Annotated in this window: 22 protein-coding genes; 11 read left to right on the forward strand and 11 right to left on the reverse strand. The window is 73.4% G+C overall.

All coding sequences use genetic code 11. From position 1 onward, the window contains the following. Positions 1 to 533: 533 nt before the first annotated feature. Both AB0N76_RS00060 and AB0N76_RS00065 read left to right on the forward strand, forming a co-directional pair. The gene (locus AB0N76_RS00060; RefSeq protein WP_363551811.1) at positions 534 to 1,199 is read left to right on the forward strand and encodes a sigma-70 family RNA polymerase sigma factor; all 666 of its coding nucleotides are present in this window, start codon (positions 534 to 536) and stop codon (positions 1,197 to 1,199) included. After that, the gene (locus AB0N76_RS00065; RefSeq protein WP_363551813.1) at positions 1,196 to 2,398 is read left to right on the forward strand and encodes a zf-HC2 domain-containing protein; all 1,203 of its coding nucleotides are present in this window, start codon (positions 1,196 to 1,198) and stop codon (positions 2,396 to 2,398) included. The genes AB0N76_RS00060 and AB0N76_RS00065 overlap by 4 nt, the downstream gene beginning before the upstream one ends. A 95-nt stretch (positions 2,399 to 2,493) precedes the next feature. Here the strand turns inward: AB0N76_RS00065 and purU are convergent, their stop codons facing one another. Next, positions 2,494 to 3,360, reverse strand: a complete 867-nt coding sequence (gene purU / locus AB0N76_RS00070) for a formyltetrahydrofolate deformylase (protein ID WP_363551815.1) — start codon at positions 3,358 to 3,360, stop codon at positions 2,494 to 2,496. Between the two features lie 103 nt (positions 3,361 to 3,463). Beyond that, positions 3,464 to 3,898, reverse strand: coding sequence for a hypothetical protein (locus AB0N76_RS00075; RefSeq protein WP_363551817.1), 435 nt, complete (start codon positions 3,896 to 3,898; stop codon positions 3,464 to 3,466). Positions 3,899 to 4,153: 255 nt separating this feature from the next. Here AB0N76_RS00075 and AB0N76_RS00080 point away from each other — a divergent pair, with 255 nt between their 5' ends. Beyond that, positions 4,154 to 5,455 (forward strand): ABC transporter substrate-binding protein, encoded by a 1,302-nt coding sequence (locus AB0N76_RS00080; protein WP_363551819.1) that lies wholly within the window; start codon positions 4,154 to 4,156, stop codon positions 5,453 to 5,455. Between the two features lie 88 nt (positions 5,456 to 5,543). On the opposite strand, the gene AB0N76_RS00085 is transcribed toward AB0N76_RS00080, so the two are convergent. Beyond that, entirely contained in the window at positions 5,544 to 6,677 is a 1,134-nt protein-coding gene (locus tag AB0N76_RS00085) for a hypothetical protein (RefSeq protein ID WP_363551821.1), read from the reverse strand. Between the two features lie 174 nt (positions 6,678 to 6,851). Further along, the gene (locus tag AB0N76_RS00090; RefSeq protein WP_363551823.1) at positions 6,852 to 8,228 is read right to left on the reverse strand and encodes a transcriptional regulator; all 1,377 of its coding nucleotides are present in this window, start codon (positions 8,226 to 8,228) and stop codon (positions 6,852 to 6,854) included. 328 nt (positions 8,229 to 8,556) lie between these two features. Between AB0N76_RS00090 and AB0N76_RS00095 the strand changes: the two genes are divergently transcribed. After that, the gene (locus AB0N76_RS00095) at positions 8,557 to 9,261 is read left to right on the forward strand and encodes a bifunctional DNA primase/polymerase (RefSeq protein WP_363552221.1); all 705 of its coding nucleotides are present in this window, start codon (positions 8,557 to 8,559) and stop codon (positions 9,259 to 9,261) included. A 450-nt stretch (positions 9,262 to 9,711) separates the two neighbouring features. On the opposite strand, the gene AB0N76_RS00100 is transcribed toward AB0N76_RS00095, so the two are convergent. After that, the gene (locus AB0N76_RS00100) at positions 9,712 to 10,404 is read right to left on the reverse strand and encodes a metal-dependent transcriptional regulator (RefSeq protein WP_363551825.1); all 693 of its coding nucleotides are present in this window, start codon (positions 10,402 to 10,404) and stop codon (positions 9,712 to 9,714) included. A 221-nt stretch (positions 10,405 to 10,625) separates the two neighbouring features. Here AB0N76_RS00100 and AB0N76_RS00105 point away from each other — a divergent pair, with 221 nt between their 5' ends. Both AB0N76_RS00105 and AB0N76_RS00110 read left to right on the forward strand, forming a co-directional pair. Continuing rightward, positions 10,626 to 11,390, forward strand: coding sequence for an SIS domain-containing protein (locus AB0N76_RS00105; protein WP_363551827.1), 765 nt, complete (start codon positions 10,626 to 10,628; stop codon positions 11,388 to 11,390). A gap of 154 nt (positions 11,391 to 11,544) precedes the next feature. After that, positions 11,545 to 12,489, forward strand: coding sequence for a DUF4231 domain-containing protein (locus AB0N76_RS00110; RefSeq protein ID WP_363551829.1), 945 nt, complete (start codon positions 11,545 to 11,547; stop codon positions 12,487 to 12,489). A 30-nt stretch (positions 12,490 to 12,519) separates the two neighbouring features. Here the strand turns inward: AB0N76_RS00110 and AB0N76_RS00115 are convergent, their stop codons facing one another. From AB0N76_RS00115 to AB0N76_RS00130, 4 genes are all read right to left on the reverse strand, one after another. Beyond that, complete coding sequence (locus AB0N76_RS00115; protein WP_363551831.1) at positions 12,520 to 13,224, reverse strand: hypothetical protein; 705 nt, start codon at positions 13,222 to 13,224, stop codon at positions 12,520 to 12,522. A gap of 268 nt (positions 13,225 to 13,492) precedes the next feature. Next, a complete protein-coding gene (locus tag AB0N76_RS00120) occupies positions 13,493 to 14,455 on the reverse strand; it encodes a D-glycerate dehydrogenase (RefSeq protein ID WP_363551833.1) in 963 nt (320 codons plus the stop codon). A gap of 65 nt (positions 14,456 to 14,520) precedes the next feature. Then, entirely contained in the window at positions 14,521 to 14,661 is a 141-nt protein-coding gene (locus AB0N76_RS00125; protein ID WP_363551835.1) for a hypothetical protein, read from the reverse strand. Next, on the reverse strand, positions 14,658 to 15,041 hold the full coding sequence (locus AB0N76_RS00130) for an ATP-binding protein (protein ID WP_363551837.1): 384 nt from the start codon (positions 15,039 to 15,041) through the stop codon (positions 14,658 to 14,660). Before AB0N76_RS00130 ends, AB0N76_RS00125 begins: the two co-directional genes overlap by 4 nt. A 207-nt stretch (positions 15,042 to 15,248) precedes the next feature. On the opposite strand from AB0N76_RS00130, the gene AB0N76_RS00135 reads away from it, so the two are divergent. The 5 genes from AB0N76_RS00135 (at position 15,249) to AB0N76_RS00155 (ending at position 17,807) form a co-directional block, all read left to right on the forward strand. Then, complete coding sequence (locus AB0N76_RS00135) at positions 15,249 to 16,118, forward strand: helix-turn-helix transcriptional regulator (RefSeq protein ID WP_363551839.1); 870 nt, start codon at positions 15,249 to 15,251, stop codon at positions 16,116 to 16,118. A 2-nt stretch (positions 16,119 to 16,120) separates the two neighbouring features. Next, positions 16,121 to 16,315 carry a DUF397 domain-containing protein gene (locus AB0N76_RS00140; protein WP_363551841.1) on the forward strand — a complete coding sequence of 65 codons (195 nt, stop codon included), beginning with the start codon at positions 16,121 to 16,123 and terminating at the stop codon, positions 16,313 to 16,315. 82 nt (positions 16,316 to 16,397) lie between these two features. Next, entirely contained in the window at positions 16,398 to 16,595 is a 198-nt protein-coding gene (locus AB0N76_RS00145) for a DUF397 domain-containing protein (RefSeq protein ID WP_363551843.1), read from the forward strand. Positions 16,596 to 16,683: 88 nt separating this feature from the next. After that, complete coding sequence (locus tag AB0N76_RS00150; protein WP_363551845.1) at positions 16,684 to 16,878, forward strand: DUF397 domain-containing protein; 195 nt, start codon at positions 16,684 to 16,686, stop codon at positions 16,876 to 16,878. A gap of 83 nt (positions 16,879 to 16,961) precedes the next feature. Further along, complete coding sequence (locus AB0N76_RS00155; protein ID WP_363551847.1) at positions 16,962 to 17,807, forward strand: GNAT family N-acetyltransferase; 846 nt, start codon at positions 16,962 to 16,964, stop codon at positions 17,805 to 17,807. 21 nt (positions 17,808 to 17,828) lie between these two features. Here AB0N76_RS00155 and AB0N76_RS00160 read toward each other — a convergent pair whose 3' ends face one another. After that, entirely contained in the window at positions 17,829 to 20,111 is a 2,283-nt protein-coding gene (locus AB0N76_RS00160; protein ID WP_363551849.1) for an FxsB family cyclophane-forming radical SAM/SPASM peptide maturase, read from the reverse strand. A gap of 4 nt (positions 20,112 to 20,115) precedes the next feature. Beyond that, on the reverse strand, positions 20,116 to 20,295 hold the full coding sequence (locus tag AB0N76_RS00165) for a hypothetical protein (RefSeq protein WP_363551851.1): 180 nt from the start codon (positions 20,293 to 20,295) through the stop codon (positions 20,116 to 20,118). Positions 20,296 to 20,319 lie beyond the last annotated feature (24 nt).

Genomic DNA, 20,319 nt, shown 5'->3' on the forward strand with positions numbered 1-20,319 from the left:
GCCCGGCCCGCCCGGGCACCCACCGGGCCGCCGTCCGTCGGGCCATCGCCCGTCACCGGGTCGCCGCACGTCACAACCGGTGCGGCGGGCCCGCGCCACCTCGTCCGTCGCGCACCGGCCGCGACACGAGTACGCCTCAGGATGATTCGGCGGACCGACTGCAGCAAGCGCTTCGGGCATATTCCAGCGATCGGGGGACGGGGCAGGGCATACTGTCCCGCTCACTCTGGCGAGCTTCGGACCGGCGATCGCCCGGCCCGGGCCGACCGGCCGAGGACGCAGAGGCGAACCTACCGCCGTCCGCCCCCGGCGCCGCGCCCGCCACTCGCGAACCACCCGTGCGACATATGTCCACCCCCCTTCGAACAGCCCAACCGCGGGATCGACGGCAGATCCCACGATCCGACGATCCGAAGCCCGGCTCGGGCTCCGGACCGCGGCCCTCCGTTCTTCACCGAATCCCGCCACCGCCCGAACGGCGCGGGATACCGTGGACGGGTCAGCGGTCGGTCCGGCAGGAGGGGTGGTGACCGATGGCCACCACCGGCGGCGAACCGCGCCGGGACGAGCAGCTGCAACGGCGGCTGGCCCGCGGCGAGGAGACCGCCCTGGGCGAGCTGTACGACCAACTCGCGCCGATGGTCCACGGGTTGGCGGGCCGGATACTGGCCGACCAGAGCGCCGCGGCGCAGCTCACCCGGGAGATATTCGCCCACGTCTGGGAGCACCCCGAGGCCTTCGACCCGGCCCGCGGCTCGCTCCGCTCCTGGCTCGGCGCGCTGACCCACCGGCGCGCGGTCGACCGGCTGCGGGCCCGCCGCGCCGCCGAGGCGGGCTTCGCCGGCAGCGCCGAGGAGGAGATCCGCACGGTGGCCACCGCCGCCCGGGTCCAGTACGTGGTCGCCGCGCTGCCGCAACCGCTGCGTGAGACCATCGCGGAGTCCTACTACGACGGCCGCACCTACCAGGAGACGGCCCGTCGGCTCGGAATCAGCGAACAGACCGCCAAGCAGCGGATGCGGCTCGGCCTGGAGCTGCTCGCCACCGAGCTGGCGGAGGAGCGTGCCCGGCAGCGACGCACGCCCCCGCCCGGCGCACCCGGCGAACCGGGGGCGGACGGCCCGGCGGGGGCGGACGACCCGCGGGACTGCGACAGGGGACGCGACGGCTGGCAGCGGAAGGAGGGCGGCGGAGCGTGACGATCACCGACGATCAGCACGAGGCCCTGCGCTCGCTGCTCGGCGCCTGGGCCCTCGGCGCCGTCCCGCCCCGCGAGGCCGCCGAACTCGAACTCCACCTGGACGCCTGCCCGGAGTGCGCCGAGGAGGCCGGCCGGCTGCGCGAGGCCGCGGGCTGGCTCTCCGTCGAGGAACCGCTGGACCAGCCCGGCCCGCTCCGCCAGCAGGTGCTCGACTGGTGCCTGACCCGGCGGCCGGCCGAACTGCCCGTCCCTGCCTGGGGCGCCCCGTACACCGCCGAGACCGCCAAGCTCGACGCCCTGCTCCGCGACCTCGGCCCGGAGGAGTGGCAGGAGGTGGCCGAACTCCCCTGGCACGGCGGCACCGAGTACCTGCGCCCGGCCGAGGTGCTCTGCCACCTCGCCGCCGTGGACGGCTACCTGGCCGTCGCCCTCGGGCTGCCCGACCCGGTGCCGGGCACCGCCGCGCCGGTGCCGGACCGCCGGGTCCCGCCGCAGGAGGCCGTCCCGCCGCTCCCCCGGGTGCCCGCGCAGACCGGTCCACACTGGGCGCTGGCCGCCGAGCGGATCACCGAACGGACCGCCCGGCTCACCGCCGAGCAGGCCGGCCTGCCGCCGCAGCGGGTCCGCGCCCGGTGGCGCCGGCACTGCCACGCGCTGGTCCGCTCCGCCGCGCTCGCCCCGCAGGGCAACACCCCGGTCGACTTCGGCTTCGCGACCGTCCCGCTCCGGGACGCCTTCGTCGACCGGGCCTTCGAGTGCTACGTGCACGGCGAGGACGTCGCCCGGGCGGTCGCCTACCCGTACGACCCGCCGGCCCCGCAGCACCTGCGGCAGATGATCGACCTGGCCGTCCGGATGCTCCCGCCCGCCCTGGCCGGCCGGCGCGCGGCGCACCCCGAGCCCGCCGGGGTCGGGGCCGCCGACGGGCGGCCGGACGGATCCGCCGGCCGGACCGGACGACGGGTCCGGCTGGTGATCGACGGCCCGGCGGCCGGCGAGTGGCTGATACCGCTGGACGGTCCGGAGGCCGGCCCGCCCGGCGGCGAGCCGGTGGCCTCGATGGTGCTGGACGGGCTGGAGTTCTGCCAGCTGGCCGCCGCGCACCGCGACCCGGACCGGCTGCCGGTCGGCGAGCACGGCGACCGGGCCGCGATCCGCGAGGTGCTGCGCGCGACCCCGCTGCTCTCCCGGCCCTAGCGTCCGGGACCGTCAGGCCCTCAGGCGGTCAGGCGGTCAGGCGGTCACTAGCGTCCGGGACCGTCAGGCCCTCAGGCGGTCAGGCGGTCAGGCGGTCAGGCGAAGACCACGGTCTTCCCGCCGTTCAGCAGCACCCGGTGCTCGCTGTGCCACTTCACCGCCCGGGCCAGCGCCTGGCACTCGACGTCCCGGCCGAGCGCGACCAGCTGGTCCGGGGTGACGTCGTGGGTCACCCGGGCCACCTCCTGCTCGATGATCGGGCCCTCGTCCAGGTCGGCGGTGACGTAGTGCGCGGTGGCGCCGATCAGCTTCACGCCCCGGGCGTGCGCCTGGTGGTAGGGCTTGGCGCCCTTGAAGCTCGGCAGGAAGGAGTGGTGGATGTTGATCACCTTGCCGGAGAGCGCGGTGCACAGGCCGTCCGACAGCACCTGCATGTAGCGGGCCAGCACGACCAGCTCGACGTCCTCCTTGGCCACCAGGTCGAGCAGCTGCTGCTCGGCCTCGGCCTTGGTCTCCCGGGTGACCGGGATGTGGTGGAACGGGATCCCGTAGCCCTCGGTGAGGTCGCGGAAGTCGGTGTGGTTGGAGACCACCGCGGCGATCTTCACCGGCAGCGCGCCGATCCGGGTGCGGAACAGCAGGTCGTTCAGGCAGTGCCCGAACTTGCTGACCATGAGGACGATCCGCAGCTTCTCCGCGTTGGAGTGGATCTGCCAGTCCATCCCGAAGGAGTCGCCGATCGCGGCGAAGCTGGCCCGCAGCTTGTCCACGCCCACCGGCTCGGGGGCGGTGAAGTGCACCCGCATGAAGAACAGTCCGCTGGCCCCGTCACCGAACTGCTGGCTGTCGATGATGTTGCACCCGGTCATGAAGAGGTAGCTGGAGACCGCGTGCACGATGCCCTGCTTGTCCGGGCAGGACAGCGTGAGGACGTACTGGGCGCTGACCGGCTGCTGTTCCACGGTGGGGGTATCCCGTCCTGAGCTCGTGCTGGAATGAGTGGCCCAGCGTGTCACACTCCGGGATTCCCCCCACCCCGCTGCCCGTACTCCGGGACGGCGCCGCTCAGACCTGGGTCAGGATCCGCAGCACGTCCAGCGAGCGCGGCGGCGCGTCCGGGTCCTCGCCGTCGTTGACCGCGAGCTTCACGTGCGCCTCGCGGGCCGCCCGGACCGCCTCCGGCCAGCCGTGGTGCTCCAGGTACGCGGAGGCCGGGGCGTCCGCGCCGACCTCGTGCAGGATCCGCACCACCCGCAGCACCGCGACGTCCACCACGGTGGCCTCCGCGGAGTCCCGGAAGATCGTGCCGACGTACTTCTCGGCCGACCAGCGGTCCAGCCAGGTGTCCTCGACCAGCCGGTAGACGGCGTCGGTCACGTCGCCGTACCCCTCGCGGCCGGTCAGCCAGGTCTGCTGCTGGAAGCCGGGGTCGGACAGCATGTGCAGCGCCGAGCGGAGGCGGGCCCGCCAGCGCCACCAGGGCAGGTCGTTGAGCGGCATGCCGCCCATCGTGCTGGAGCGGTGGCCCGGACGAGAAGGGTTTCGGGCAGACCGATACGAAGATTCTGTGCTGGCGGACATGGTCGACGATCGTACGTTCCCCCACCGTTGGCGCTCCACTCCCGATCTACACGCGTTCCCCCCTGGAGTTCCGTCGCCGTTGGCCGACTGTTGGCTTTTCCGCCCTCTCGCCTTGTGACGCCGGGGATTGGCTGGATCCGGTGCGCAGCACAGCGCCCAGGGAGGGAAAGACCGATGACCAGCCGAACGGGCTCGTCCCAGGCCATGCACCCGAACGCGGGACGGCGCCGCCGGCGCCCGATCGCCGCCGCGGCGACCGCCGCGGCACTGCTCCCAACCCTCTTCTCGGCCTCCGCGTGCGGCGGACCGGCCGACGCCGCCACCGGCAGCGGCGACCTCACCGTGATGACCTGGGCCCCGTCCGGCACCGGTTCGACCGACCGCCCGGGCATGACCGCGCTGGCCGAGGCGATCGGCCGGGACATCAACGTCAAGGGCGGCCTGAACGGCCGCCGGCTCCAGGTGATCACCTGCAACGAGCACAACACCTCCGAGGGCGCCAAGGCCTGCGCGCAGCAGGCGGTGGACGCCAAGGCGGTCGCGGTCCTCGGCTCCTACAGCCAGTTCGGCGACGACTTCATGCCCGTCCTGGAGCGCGCCGGCATCCCGCTGATCGGCGGCTACGGCCTGTCCCAGCCGGAGTTCAGCAGCCCGCTCTCCTACCCGGTGGGCGGCGGCATGCCCGCCCTGATCGGCGGCAGCGGCCGGCAGCTGGTGGAGGCCGGCTGCAAGGCCGTCTCGCTGATCCGCCCGGACACCCCGGCCGGCGACAACCTGCTCGGCTACCTGGGCAACGCGCTCAAGCCGGCCGGGATCAAGCTGCTGGACGTCAAGGCGCCGGAGAAGTCCAGCGACTACACGCCGGTCGTCCGCAAGGCGGTCGGCACCGACCAGCCGGGCAACTGCGTGACCAGCGCGCTGGGCGCCGAGCCGACCGGCAACCTGCTCGACTCCTTCCGCCGGATCGGCGCCAAGAACACCAAGGTCGCCTCGGTGATCGGCAGCGTGCAGCAGTCGGTGGTCGACTCCACCGGCGGCGACAACGGCCCGCTGGCCGGCGCCATGGTCACCAGCTGGTACCCGCCGGAATCGGCCAAGACCTGGGACGGGCTGCGCGCGGTGATCCGCGCCGACACCGCGGGCGGCAAGACCATCGACGCCGCCGACCCCGGGGTGCAGACCACCTGGGTCGCCTACGAGGTGTTCCGGCAGATCTCCGAGCGGCTGAACGCGGCCGGTCGCCCGGTCTCCGGCAAGACCGTCACGGCGCTGCTGGACAGCGGCGACCAGATCGACGTCGGGCTCACCCCGCCGCTGAACTGGGGCACCACCAACATGCTGCCGAGCACCGAGTCGCCCCGGCTGGTGAACACCTGGGTCAGCTACCAGGTGGTCAAGGGCGGGCAGCTGACCCTGCAGCGCCCCGGCTTCGTGGACGTCCGCTGGGTGCTCACCGGGAGCAAGCCGCCGGCCTGATCCGCCGCACCGCACGGCCAGGACACGGCGAAGGGCCCGACCGCACCGGTCGGGCCCTTCGCCGTGGAGCTCCGCGGGCCCGGCGGACTCAGAGGTCGCCGTCGGTGCGGGTGGGCAGGCCGGTCTGGCCGGCGACGGTGTTCCAGAGCCCGGAGGCCTGCTTCTTGGCGTTGGTCGCGGTGCCGCTGGCGTTGACGGCGTTCTTGTAGTGCGCGTTGTCGGTCTTCTTCGGCTCGCAGCCGGCCTGCGCGTCACCGGCCCAGGCCGCGTACTCGTCGTCCGCGGTCGCCGAGGCCGCCCAGGCCGCGTTCAGCTGCTCGACCAGCTGCGGGCCGCCGGGCAGCTTGTCGGTCTTCAGCTGGCCCAGCTTGGTCTGCAGGTCGCGCCGCTGGCCGGCGGCGGCGGTCAGCGCCTGCTGCGACTCGGGCAGCTTCTCGCACTTCTGCACCGAACCGACCGCGCCGATCACCGCCTGCCGGCTGTCGTTGGCGGTGCCCAGCAGGTCGGAGAGCGCCTGGGCCTGGGCCTTGACCGCGGGGTCGACCGTGGCCGTCGACGGGCCGGCGCTCGGCGCGGCGGCTCCGGACGTGCCGGTGCCGGTGACCGCGGGGGCGGCCTGCTTGTCGGTGCCGGCCTTGTCCTCGTCCCCGCCCATCAGCACGGCGACCAGGACGGCCGCCGCCACGCCGCCCGCCAGCACCCCGCCGACGATCAGCTTGGCGGACGAACGGCCGCCGCGACGGCCGTCCCGCCCGGCCGGGGCCTCCGGCGCCGGGTACGCCGGCGCCCCCTGGTGCTCCGGGACGGCCGGCGGGTAGCCCTCGTAGCCCTCATAGCCCTGGTAGCCGGGCGCGGCCTGGGCGTATCCCGGCTGCGCGGCCGGGTAGCCGCCCGCCGCCTGCGGGTCCGCGCCGGGGTACGGCGGCAGGTACTGGGTCGCCTGGGCCGCCTCGGCCGGCGCCCCCGGGTAGCCGGGCTGCGGTGCGCCGCCCCAGGCCGGCGGCTGGGCCCCCGGGTGGACCGGCATCGCCTGGGTGGGCAGCGCGCTGTCACCGAAGTACTCCGGCTGCCCGGACGGCGGGCCCTGGGGCGGACCCGGCTGGCCTTGCGGCTGCCCCTGCGGCTGCCCCTGCGGCTGGGCCGGTGGCTGGCCGGGCTCCGGGCGGAACAGGTCGTCCAGGTTGAAGTCACCCGAGTTGGGGTACGAGCGGCGCTGGCTCAACGCGATTCCTCACCTGTGCACGACCGCGCGCTGACGGCGGACCACATCTCGTCGGTTCTTGGGAGCATCACAGTTCCTTGGACGTCGCGCCCACGCTACCGGTTCACCGAACCGGCCGACCACGTGGGCGGCCCGTCCCTCACCGACCCCGCACGCTCCCCACCGACGCCTTCCTCAGGCGGCCTCGGCCTCCGCCCGGGCCTGGAACTCGCGGACCACCCGCTGCTCCCGGAACGGCTCCAGCCGGCGCCGGAACTCGTCCAGGTACTCCACGCCCCGGTTCGACCGCAGCCCGCTCAGCAGCCGGACCGCCTGCGCACCGGTCTCGCAGGCCCGCTCGACGTCCCGCTGCTGGAGCTGCGCCGTGGCCAGCAGCACGAGGTCCACCGCGCGGCGCCGCACCCGGGTCGGCGGGTGCAGGTCGAGCGCCCGGCGGGCGTAGTGCTCGGCCGGCCCGGCCTGCTCCAGATCGCGGTGGCAGTGCGCCAGCTCGTCCGCGAGGTAGGCGTCGTCGAAGTGCGCGATCCAGTCCGGGTCGTCCTCCGGGCGGCGCTTCTCCATCATCTCCAGCGCCTTGGCGGCCACCGCCTCGCAGGCCTTGGCGTCGCCGAGCAGGGCGTGCCCGCGCGCCTCGGCCGCGTAGAACATGGCCATCGCCGTCGGGGTGGCGACCGTCCGGGCCCCCTCCTGGGCGGCGCGGGCGAGCTGGGCGATCTCGCGCGGGTTGCCGAGGGTCGCCGCCAGGTGGCTCATCGAGGCCGCCAGCACGTACCCGCCGTAGCCCCGGTCGTCGGCGGCCTGGGCCAGCCGCAGGGCCTGGATGTAGTAGCGCTGGGCCAGCCCGGGCTGCCCGGTGTCCACCGCCATGTAGCCCGCGAGCTCGGTCAACCGGGCGACGGCCGCGAAGAGTTGCCGGCCGGTCTCCTCCCGGTAGGAGCCGCCGAGCAGGCCGGAGACCACGCTGTTGAGGTAGTGCACCACCACCGGGCGGACGTGGCCGCTGCCGAAGCGGTGGTCCAGGTCGACCAGCATCGCGGTGGTCGCCTTGATCGCCGCGACGTCCGTCGGGCCGACCCGGGTGCCGCCGGTGCGCGCCACCACCGGGTCCGGCGGGGTGATCAGCCAGTCCCGGCTGGGCTCGACCAGCGCGGAGGCCGCCACCGTCGCCCCGGTCAGGAAGTCGCGGCGGCCGACGTCGCTGCGCCACAGCTCGCAGACCTGCTCCAGCGCGGCGCCGAGGGTCGGCGCGAACTGCAGCCCGATACCGGAGCTGAGGTTCTTGCCGTCGGCCATGCCGATCTCCTCGACCGACACCCCGCGCCCCAGTTTGCGCCCGAGCGCCTCGGCGATCACCGCCGGCGCCTGTCCGCGCGGCTGCTGGCCACGGAGCCAGCGCGCGACGGAGGTCTTGTCGTAGCGCAGGTCCAGACCGTGCTCGGCGCCGCAGAGGTTGACTCTCCGTGCCAGACCGGCATTGGAGCAGCTGGCCTCCTGGATCAGCTGCTGCAACCGCTCGTTGGGCTGTCGTGCGACAAGTGGTCTCGCGGCCATTGGGCTTCGCCTCCCCACACCCTCCGGTCCCGGCCGGCGGGCGACGCTTTCTGCTGATCTCTGTTGCCGACTGTCCGACCGTCAAAGGAATCTGACACCAGGTTAGCGATCAGCAACGCCAGCGGGATACCCACGGTGACGATCCCCACCCCCCACGCGCCCGGGCAAATGCTCCCGTGCGCCCCCATTGCGCCCACCTCGCCTCCCCCCGGCGCGCTTCCGCACGGATCGCCTCACCGGTTCGGGTGAATTGCCACCACACGGCGGAACGGCCCGGACCCGACCGTAACCCGCCTCACGCACGGTAGTTGAGCAGCCCGTGGAAGACATCCCCGACTCCCCCGACCAGGGCGGCAACGCCGGACTGCCCCCGCTGCTCATCGAAGCCGTCGGCTACGCCGAGAACCGTCACTGGGAGGTCGCCCCGGGCGCCTGGCTGATCGACGGCGACGGGCCGGCCCGGTGCTCCTGCGGCGAGCCGCGCTGCCCGCTGCCCGGCGCCCACCCGATCGACACGGACTGGGCGCGCAAGGCGAGCGCCGGCCCCGGCGCGGTGCGGCGCTGGTGGACGGAGCGCCCGGAGGCGTCGATCCTGCTGCCCACCGGCCGGTCCTTCGACGTGCTGGACGTCCCGGAGATGGCCGGCTGCCTGGCGCTCGCCCGGATGGAGCGGATGGGCCTCCAGCTCGGCCCGGTCGCGGTCGTCCCGGCCGCCCCCGGCCGGGCCGGCCGGCGGCTGCACTTCCTGGTCCTGCCGGGGGTGGCGGCCAAGCTGCCGGAGATGCTCGGCAAGATCGGCTGGCAGCCCGGCCGGCTGGACCTGGTGGCCCGCGGCGAGGGCGACTGGACGGTGGCCCCGCCGTCCCGGGTCGGCCCGAGCGGCTTCGCGCAGTGGGCCCGCTCGCCCTCCGAGCTCAACCGCTGGCTGCCGGAGGCCACCGAGCTGATCAGCCCGCTGGCCTACGCCTGCGGGCGGGAGGCCCCGGCGGCCGCGGCGCGGTCCGCCCAGCCGACGGCCGCGGCGGTGCGCTGACCGCCGGCGGCACTCCCACGGACAGCCGCCCTCCGCCGATCGGGTGAGGGCGCGCGACGCGCGAGACCCCGCGCGCGAGTGACGGGCCTTGCCTCCCACCGGAGGCGGGGCCCGTCATACGCATGTCCGGATAAGGCTTCGGTGTACCCGCTGGTCAACGGCGAAAGCCCCTCGTACGAGTGACAACGCTCAAGGATTGCCATGATCGGCCGAGGGGAGGAATTCCGGTGTGAGGGGCCGCCGGACGGGGCGCTCGGACGGGGAAGCCGGGCGAGGCGGGGCGGGAGGGACCGGAGGGGACGGGAGGGAAGGCGGGGGCCGCGGCACCGGCCGGGTTCGGGGAGGCCGGTGGCGCGGGCAGGCGGGAGGGAGCGGGGAGGGCGAGCAGGGCCCGGTGCACGGGGAGCACCGGGCCCTGCTCGTTCGCCCCGTTCAGCCGGTGGACGCCGCTCAGGCCTGCGCGACGAACACGTGCGCGGCGATGTCCTTGCCCAGCTCGGCGGCGTTGTCACCGGAGCCCACCAGCACCCCGCCGACCCCGGCGGTCACCCGCACCGTGGAGCCCGGCCGGACCCCGGCCCGGCGCAGCGTGCGCATCAGGTCGCCGTCGGTCTGGATCGGCTCGCCGATCCGGCGGACCACGACGTTGGCCCCGTCGTCGCCCGGGCGCACCGTGTCCAGCGGGACGAGCTCGGCGTCGAAGCCCTCGCCCTCCGCCTTGGCGTCGCCCAGCTCGTCCAGGCCGGGGATCGGGTTCCCGTACGGGGACTGGGTGGGGTGGCCGAGCATGGCGAGCACCTTGCGCTCGACCGTCTCGCTCATCACGTGCTCCCAGCGGCAGGCCTCCTCGTGCACCTGCTCCCACTCCAGGCCGATCACGTCGACCAGCAGGCACTCGGCGATCCGGTGCTTGCGCATGACCCGCACGGCCAGCCGGCGCCCTTCCTCGGTCAGCTCCAGGTGGCGGTCGCCCGCGACCCGCAGCAGCCCGTCGCGCTCCATCCGGCCGACCGTCTGGCTGACCGTGGGACCGCTCTGCTCCAGGCGCTCGGCGATCCGGGCGCGCATCGGGGTGATGCCCTCCTCCTCCAGCTCCAGGATGGTGCGAAGGTACATCTCTGTGGTGTCGATCAGCCCAGACATCGCCGCTGGCTCCGTTCCTCGGTGTCCTCACCGCCAATTCTGACGTACCGCACCGACAACCGGGCCCGCGCCGAGGCTCCGGGAGCGGCTTTTCCTTCCTGTTGACAGCGGCACCGGTGAGGAAGGACGGTGCTCGCCGTAGCTTTCTCCGTCAGCGGCCCGGACCCCCACGGCCGCCCCACCCGGCCGGGCCCCACCCCGGCAGAGAGCGAAGGCAGCAGATGAGCGAGCTGGTCGGCCGGTACTTCGACGCCGCGATCGCCCACCTCCAGCGGGTCCGGACCGAGGAGGCGGAGAACATCGAGGCGGCCGCCGCGCTGCTCGCCGAGGCGATCACCGAGGGCCGCCGGATCTTCACCTTCGGGGCCGGCCACTCCTCGCTGCCCGCCCAGGACGTGGTCTACCGGGCCGGCGGGCTGGTGCCGATCAACCTGCTGGAGGTCCCCGGGATGGCCGGGGTCACCGTGATGCCGGCCCCGCTGTCCAGCGCGCTGGAGCGGGTCTCCGGCCTGGCCACCGCCACCCTCGACCACACCCCCGCCACCAGCGGCGACCTGCTCTTCCTGATCTCGCTCTCCGGCCGCCAGGTGATGCCGGTCGAACTCGCCCAGCACGCCCGGGAGCGGGGCCTGCGGGTGATCGGGCTGACCTCGCTCGCCTACCCCGGCGAAGTCGCGTCCGGGCACCCGTCCGGCACGTACCTGAAGGACCACTGCGACGTCGTCCTGGACAGCAAGATCGCGGTCGGCGACGGCGAGCTGACCCACCCCGGCGCCGAGACCACCTTCGGCCCCGTCTCCACCATCGTCACCAGCGCGCTGATGCAGGCCGTGATCGCCGCCGCGGTGGGCCGGCTGGCCGACGCGGCCCTCGACGGCACCGGCGCCACCCCGCCGCTCTTCCGCTCCGGCAACGTCCCCGGCGGCACCGAGTGGAACGCCAAGCAGATGGCCGACAACGCGGACCGGATCTTCTACACCCACTGATTACGCCGACCGTCCCGGCCCGCCGGGGCCGGCCGTACGAGCCCGCCTACGCCACCGTCCAGCCGCACGCGGACGGGCGGCCCCGGTGGAGGCGTACCGGCCCCGGCGCCGGGGCAGAAGGTCTGCGACCGGAGCGACGGGTGGGGGACCGCGGATGGCGTCGGGTGCGGAAGCGATGGGCCGGGCGCGGGAGCGCGAGCTGCTGCCCGAACTGTTCTGGGCGGCCGACTCCGCCTCCCAGCAGGGCCAGCGGCGGGCCGTCCGGCTCTCCGCGTGGGAGCTGATGCTGCTGGTCGCCGCCGCGACGGCCGGCTCCGCCGACGGCGATCCCTGGGCCTGGCTCGCCGCGGTCGCCTACCTCGGCGCGATCGGCCTGTCCGCGGTGATCAGCCGGCAGAACCCGCAGGGCCTCTGGTACGAGGGCCGGGCCGCCGCCGAGTCGGTGAAGACCCTCGCCTGGAAGTTCGCCGTCCGCGCCGACGCCGTCCAGCCGCCGCCCCGCCCGCTGCCGGACGCCGAGGGCCTCTACGGCCTCCAGCTCGGCCAGGTGCTGCACGCCTTCCGGGGCAGCCGCGCGGTCGGCCCCGGTCTGGCCGGCCGACCCGCCGAGAGCCAGATCACCGAGGCGATGCGCGGCCTGCGCGGCCGGCCGCTCGCCGTCCGCCGGGACGTCTACCTGCGCGAACGGATCGAGGTCCAGCACGACTGGTACCGCTCCAAGGCGCGCTACTGCGCCCGGGCCGGCTTCTGGACCGGCGTGGCCGGCGTGGTGCTGCCGCTGCTCGGGCTGGTGCTGGCGGTGCTGCGGGCGCTCGGCGGGTTCTCCTTCGACGCGCTCGGCGTCGTCTCCGCCGTGGCCGCCTCGGTCACCGCCTGGGCCCAGCTGCGCCAGTACCGCCCGCTCGCCGCCGCGTACGGGCTGGCCGCCGACGAACTGGCCCAGATCCGCGCCCAGCTCGCCCACCTCGACGTCGGCTCCCCCGACGCCGAGGAGCTCTGGGCCCGCCTCGCCCGCGACGCCGAGGACGCCGTCTCCCGCGAACACACCACCTGGCAGGCCCGCCGCGAGGCCCACGGCTCCGCCGACCGGGCCCACTGAGCCCGGTCCCGGCCGGCGGAGCCGTCGGTGTCACTTGCGCAGGAGCTGCACCTCGTCGTCACGGACCCAGTCGAGGTGGCCGCCCCCGCCGCCGGAGACGGGGGTCTCGTAGAAGGTGTGGCCGTCCCACTTCGAGGCGCTGCCGGTGAGCTTGATGCACTGGCCCTCGCGCCAGCGTCCGCCCTCGTCGGTGAAGCCGGTGACCTCGTTCCAGGTCCTGATCCAATCGGTGAGCTGCCGGTTGGGCTCGCCGTAGACGCGGATCTTGGCCCGCCAGGCGCGGGACAGGTTCTTGGTGGCCTTGGCGTCGCAGTTGACGTTCTCGGCGACGTCGCGGAGCTGGGCCAGGTCGACCAGGTAGCCCTCCTTGTAGCCGTTGGCCTCCTTGCGGACCACCCCGTAGCCGAACTGCTTGTACACGGCCCCCTTGTCGCTCTCCTTGGCGAGCTCCCAGTAGCCGTCCCAGCCCGTGTACCAGCCCGGCGGGTAGCGGTTCTCGTCCAGCTCGATGAAGCAGGTGTCCTTCTTGACGGAGTTCTCCGTCCCCGCGGCCCGGCGGAAGGTCCCGTCGGAGAACTTCGAGTAGGCGACGGCCTCCACCTTCGTATAGGCGACGCACGCGGCAGCCGCCCGCGGCTGCGGTTCGGCGGCGGCCGCCGCAGGGCTGCCGACCGGTGCGAGCAGAACGGTCACGGCCGCGGCGGCGGCGACGCCGGCGATCTGGCGATACCTCACGGATACTCCCCTGATAGTCAATTCCTACTGCTACAGAACAAACGGAACCGGAGGCGACGGGTTTCGCTCGCCACCCGGAACCGTCGACTCCGAAGCTGCCCCTCCCCCCTTCGGGCGAACCGTTCGCATCCGGCCATCCGGGACACCTAAACCTGCCAGGGTCCCCCTCGGCACCGGTCCGTGCCCGCCTGACCCGCGAGTTCCATGACGCCGGGGTCCCTCTTAGCGCCCTCGCGACCGTACGGCCGCGAGGGCGCGAACACACGCGTCAGCGGGCGACCGGGGTGAGCGGGTCCTTGCCGGCGAGGACGGCGAGGACGTTGTCGACGGCGAGGCTGCCCATGGCCTGACGGGTGCGGACGGTGGCGCTGCCCAGGTGGGGGGCGAGCACGGCGCGGTCCTGGGCGAGCAGGGCGGCGGGGACGGCGGGTTCCCGTTCGAAGTTGTCCACGGCGGCGGCAAACAGCGCGCCGGACTCCAGGGCGGCGGCCAGCGCCTCCTCGTCGACGACCCCGGCGGTCATCGAGACCACCACCGCGCCGGGCGGCAGGAGAGCGAGCCGGCGGGCGTCCAGCAGGTGGCGGGTGGCCTCGCTGAGCGGGCAGGTGACGACCAGGACGGTGGAGGTGGCGAGCAGTTCGTCCAGCTCCAGCCACTCGGCGCCGTCGGCCTGCTCGGGCGGCAGCGGGTTGCGGTTGTGGTAGCGGACCGGCATGTCGAAGCCCTTGGCCCGGCGGGCCACCGCCTGCCCGATCCGGCCCATGCCGAGCACGCCCAGCGGGGTGCCGGTGAGTTCGAGGCCGAGCATGAAGGTCGGCGCCCAGGCCCAGGGCTCGCCGGAGCGCACCAGTCGCTCGCCCTCGCCGAGCCGGCGGGTGGCGGCGAGGAGCAGGGCCCAGGCCATGTCGGCGGTGGCGGCGGTGAGCACCCCGGGGGTGTTGGTGACGGTGATGCCGCGCTCGGCGCAGGCCGCCACATCGACGTTGTGGTACCCCACGGCGTGGTTGGCGACGACCCGGAGGCCGGGACCGGCCGCGTCCAGCAGTTCGGTGTCCACCCGCTCGTCGAGGGTGGTGACCAGGGCCCGCCGGCCACGGACGGCGGCGAGGAGATCGGTACGCGACAGCGGCAGTTCGGAGTCGTGCACGGTGGCCGCGTGGTGGCCGGTGAGCCGTTCGACGACGCCGGGCGCGAGACGGCGGGTGACCAGGACGGGGGGCAGCTCATTCACGCCCGGAGTGTACGTGGCGAGCCCTCGCCCGGCTGGGAGCGAGGGCTCGGTGCCATTAATGGCACCTACGTTCGTCCGGCCGGCGGGCGCTCGTCGGCCGTGCTGCCCGCCCGGTCGACGCGATCCCGCAGCGCTCGCGTCAGGACTTCGCCGATCGCCCCGACCAGCGCCGAGGCGAGGACGAGGAGGGCGATGACCGTGCTCACGCGGCCGGGTCCAGGTCCAGCTCGAACCAGACGTGCTTGCCTCTCTTCTGCGGCTCCGAGCCCCATCGGTGGGTGAGCCCCGCGACCAGCTGGAGGCCCCGCCCGGACTCCGTGAGTTCGGTGGGATCGGCGGGTCGTCGCTGTTCAGGGAGGGCGTGGCTCTCGTCGCCGACCGAGACCCGGAGGGTGCGGCAGAGGATGACGATCACGACGGCCGGCGCGGCGGTCCGCCCGTGCCGCCAGGCGTTGACGATCAGTTCGACGAGCGCGAGTTCGGCGTCGAAGATGCGCTGGTCGTCCCACCCGGCGCGCGCCATCGCGTCGCGCAACGACTGCCGGGAGAGAGCGAGGGAGGGGGAGTTGAGGTTGGGGTTACACACGGGGAGACTCCCTGCGGTGTAGGTAGGGGCACACCGGGCAGCCGGTACCAACTGCCGTGAAGACAGTCATTACTGACAAACCGTCCGGCGGGTTCATAGCAACTGTAGGCGAGAATCCCTCAACCATGCAACACCCTCTGTGTGCACGCCTACACTGTCGGTAGGCTTCGGCTTCGAGGTCGCTCGTCCGCGCAGAAAGGCACGTCCGTGGGGTTCAGGACCGACATCAGCGAACGTCAGCGCCGATTCGGCGATGAGCTCAGAAGATTGCGCAATGCCGCAGGCCTGTCCGCCGCCGAGATCGGCGACGTGCTCGGCATGAAGGGCCCCGCCGTCAGCCACACCGAGGCCGGCAGGCTCGGCCTCAACCTTGAGCGGCTCAACCTCTGGCTCGACGCCTGTGGCGTCAGTGACCCCAACTTCCGGGCCAGCATGGTCACCATGTGCCAGAGCAATGGCAAAGGCTGGTGGACCGAGTATCGGTCCCATGTTGTGCCAGGAGCTCTCGATCTGGCCGAGTTCGAGGCCGCTGGCACCGCGTTCAGCAACTACCAGACGCACCTGATCCCCGGCCTCCTCCAGACCAGGGCGTACAGCGAGGTGATCCACGAATTCGCCGACAAGAAGGTTGAGTTCAGGGTCCGACGGCAGCAGGTGATAATTGCGGAGAACGCCCCGCCCTTCCACGCAGTGATCCACGAGGCGGCCCTGCACATGATGTACGGCGGACCGGCTGTCATGCGCGACCAGCTGAACCACCTGATCGACATGGCACGCCTACCTCGCGTGACGATCCAGATCCTCCCGTTCGACTGCACGGTCTATGCATCGACGGACACCCCGTTCATGCTGGTACACGGACCGCACTCCCGCTTGGATACCGTTGTGCTGGAAAATCCACACGGCTCGACCTACCTGGGAGACCCTGAGGGGGTGGCCGCGTTCCGACGAAAGTTCGACCGAATCAAGGGCATGGCTCTCCCACCCCTGGACCCTGGCGCGCCCGGGCCGTCGCCCTCCTTGCGCGACTCGTGGGGCATGATCCAGCACGTCCGTTACAAACTCCTGGGGAGGTAACCGTGAAGCAGCTGAACTGGCAGAAGTCGAGCTACAGCGGGGAAAACATAGACTGCGTCGAGCTCGCCTCCGACGGAGAACTCGTCCGCATCCGGGAGTCCGACGCCCCCGCCGCCGTCATCACCACCACCAAGGCCAAGCTCGCCGCCTGGATCCAGGGCGCCAAGGCCGGCGAATTCGACCACCTCACCCTCTAACCACCCCGGTCCAGGCTGCTCCCGCGCCCACGCGGGAGCAGCCCAGCACGTCCGCCACAAGTTCAACTTGAGGAGAGACGTCATGTCCCAAAGCCTCAACTGGCAGAAGTCAACCTTCAGTGGGGAGGACACCGACTGCGTCGAGATCGCATCCGACGGAGAACTCGTCCACATCCGCGAGTCCGACGCCCCCGCCGCCGTCATCACCACCACCAAGGCCAAGCTCGCCGCCTGGATCCAAGCCGCCAAGGCCGGCCGATTCAACCACCTCACCCACTGACCGCCCAACTGCCGGGCTGCTCCCGCGCGGCGCGGGAGCAGCCCGGAACACCTTGGCCTCGCCTGCTTCCAGCGCTGGAGAACTGACCGTGGAGAGACTCGGCTGGCAGAAATCGACCTACAGCGGAGACGCAGCCGAATGCGTCGAGATCGCGTCCGCCGGCGAACTCGTCCACATCCGCGAGAGCGACGACCCCGCCGCCGTCATCACCACCACCAGGGCCGAGCTCACCGCCTGGTTCCAAGCCGCCAAGGCCGGAGAGTTCGATCACCCCACCCGCTGACCAGACCCGGTCGATTCCGTTCAGGCCCCGGCAGCTTCGCGCCGGGGCCTGGGCCCTGCCCGGGGCCCGAGTAGGGTGCGAGCGTGGAGCTGTCCTGGGACCTGCTGCGCCCCGTGATGTCCGTGCCGTACCTGCCCACCCTCGGGCCCCTGCACCCCGACGCCGTCAGCGCCGGCCTGCTTGACGCCATCGCCCGGGTCGCTGCCACCGGCGAATTCCTCCCCCATGACAAGGACCGCCGCTGGTCCGACCGGAAGGACGAGCGCCTCCTCGTCGGTGACGTCCGCCAAGACCGGCTTCGGACCCTGCTCCCCACTCTCACCGGCCGCGGCGTTCTTCACGTCCACCTCTACGGTGGCTCCGAGCACCGCGCAGAGGCACGGGAGACGGCCGCCAAACTCGCCGCCCTCCACGATGCCGCCGCCGCCCGCCTTGTGTGGTTCCAGGCCCAGCCCGACCCGGTGGCCGCGTCCACCCGCGTCCAGCTCCGCACCTTCGACCACCCCGCCCCGGCCGTCGACGGGATCGAGCACCTGGACGCGCTACCCGGCCCCGTTCGCGCCACGTTCGGGGCCTTCGCCGAGAAGCTGGCCGACGAGGGCTTCGCCTTCCTGTACTCCCGGATCGACAGCGTCGGCCTCGTGCTGACCGCCGTCCGCGACGACCGGGTGGTGGGCGCCATCGGGCCGATGGAAACCCTGCCCGACCCGGTCGGCAAGGCCCGGCTGCTGCCGCAGTACTTCGGCGTGCTGCCCGAGTACCGGGGCTTGGGCCTCGGCAGGCAGCTGTGGCGCGCCGCCATGCACTGGGGCGGCACCCACGGCGCCGACTACCAGTTGCTCCAGACCACCGCCGGCGGTGCCTCCGACCGACTGTGCCAGGCCGAGGGCTTGGCCGACCTCGGTTTCGTCTGCACGACGACGGCCTGACTCCATCTCAGCCAAGCGCCTTCATCGCGCAGGGTGGTGACGGGAGGCGAGCAACCACACGTCGACGGACTGCCTTGCCCCAAGCGCGAATCGGTGGCCCAGGGGGGTGAGTGCGTCGCTGTCGGCGAGCAGATCGACGGCTTGGTCGGTCAGGGTGCGCCAGTGGGTGAAGCGAGGGCGGGCCGACTCCAGGCCCGCTTCAACCTGTGTGCCCCAGAAGGCGGTTACCGCCAGGTGGGCGTACACGGCCTGGAACAGGGAGCCGATCGGGCGCGGCGACAGGCCGAAGGCCTCGAAAAGTCGCGTATCGCTCCGGTCGTAGAGCTCCACCCAGTCCAGGACCGCGCCCAGCTTCACGTGCTGGAACTCGTGCACCAGCAACTCCGCCAGCTTCGGCACCTCTCGCGGGCGGGCGATCGCGACCGCGCCGAAGGCCTGCCGGGCCGCCGAGCTGACGTCCGTCCCATCCGCCCCCGGCCGCAGCGGGGTGACGGTGGTCAACCCGGCCCAAAGGCCGGCCGCGTACTCGGGGAGGTCGCGGTCGAGCAGGTCGGCGGCCGCCCGCAAATCCCGGGCCCAGCCCGCGTACTCGTCATCGTCCAACCGGTCCGCCACCGGCCACTGGTGGACGGCGCGCTGTGGGTCCGTGTCCTCCAGGGCGAGCGCACGGCCGCCGGACAGGCGGACCCGGCGGACTGGCTGCCAGCAAGGGTTGTCCGAGGCGAGCGCGCCGACAGTGACCCGGGCCTCCCGGACGCCGCCGCCGACCGCCAGCCGTCCGAGCGTCGGCAGGTGCAGGAACCCCTCCCGGACCGGCACGGCCACCGTCTCCCCGCGCCCGGCCCGGATGGCCGCGGCGGCGGCCAGCCCGGCCAGTGGGCCGAGGCCGGCGCCCGGGTCGCCGCTCAGCCGTCGGGCGGCCCAGGCGCGGACGTACGGGTGGGCCACCACCGCGTCCACGATGGCCGGTTCGGTGGCGTCGAGCTCGGTGAGCAGCTCCCAGGCGGCCGAGCCGGCCGCACCGGAGGAGTCGTGGACGGCGGCCAGCATCGCCCGGGTGATGGAGAGTTGGGAGTCGGCGAGCGCCTGAATGGTGGATGGTCCACCGAATCCCAGGGCGAGTTCGTCGAGTTGGGCATCGGTGAGGCCGAGCGCGGCGATCGGCGGAGCGGGAGATGGGACGACGGCGACACGGCCGCTGCGGGCGGCCAGGCCCTCGACCAACGCGAGCAGGTCCGCGCAGTACACCGAGGGGTGGTCGAAGGACCCGTCCCGGTAGCGGTGGGCGTACAGGCCGCCGCCGCAGGAGCGGACCACCGGGCAAGCCTGGCAGGTGGCGTTCAACCCGTCCAGGCCCGCTCGCCGGGCGGCCATCCCCGGGTGCCGGGCGACCTCGTCGAGGCTGTGCCGGAAGACGTCCATCCCGGTGGCGGGCGCGCCGTCGTAGGCCGTCTTCAGGCTGTCGGCCTGCTCGTACGCCCCGTCCGTCTCCAGCACCACCAGGTCGACCGGCTCCAGGCCGAGCGCCTCGGTCAGGCTGGACAGCCCCGACAGCGTGCGGTGCACCGAGTCGAAGGTGCGGACGGCGAACGGCCGACCGTCCGCCTCCCAGAGCGTGTGCACGGCCAGCAGCCAGTCCGCGTACGGCCTCGCGCCGAGCCCGGCGGGGCGCGCCGGTGGCTGCTCCCAGGTGGCGTGCGGCAACAGGAAGTCCACGGCAGGGGGCGCCAGTTCGGCGAGCGCCCGATACACGGCGGCGGGGTCGTTCTCGACGTCGACGGTGCAGAGCAGCCCCGCGTACAGGTGCCGGAACCGCGGCTCGCGCAGCAGCCCGACGGCGCGCAGCACCTGCGGGTGGCTGGTGCGCCCGTCGGCGAACCGGCGGTGGCGGTCGTTGGCGGCCCGGTCGCCGTCCAGCGAGACGCCGACTCGGATGCCGAGCTCGTCGAAGAGCGCGCACCAGGCCGGGTCCAGCCGCACCCCGTTGGTGTGAACGCGCAGGTCGAGCTCGCACACGGCGGGCAGCGCGGCCCGCAGCAGCCCAGCCGCCCGCCGGAACACCTCCGGGCCGGCCAGCAATGGCTCGCCGCCGTGCAGCACGACCCCGACGCCGGTCAGCCCGTGCGCGGCGGCGTGCTCGCCGATCCGCTCGGCGGCCCGGACCAGCACGGCGTCCGCGACGACCCGCGGCCGGGACCGCCAGCCGGTGTCGGCGTGCTCGTAGACGTAGCAGTGGTCGCAGGCCAGGTCGCACCGACTGTGGACCTTCAGGACGACCTGGGTGAACGGCCGCGCCGGGGGCACCCGTTCAGACCGAGGAGTTGAACGGCGACACGGCCCGCGCTCCGACGCCGGGCAGCGCCTGCTCCAGCAGCCGGGTCAGCTCCCCCGCGCCGAGCTCCGCCAGCTCGTCCAGCGCCGGTCGCCGGGCGGTTTCCGCCGCCACCTCCGGGTCCACCATGATGCCGCTGCCACCAGTGGCTTCCATGCTCGACTCCCCTTCTCCGAAAGG

Source organism: Kitasatospora sp. NPDC093806 (assembly GCF_040683335.1).
Classification (GTDB): domain Bacteria; phylum Actinomycetota; class Actinomycetes; order Streptomycetales; family Streptomycetaceae; genus Kitasatospora.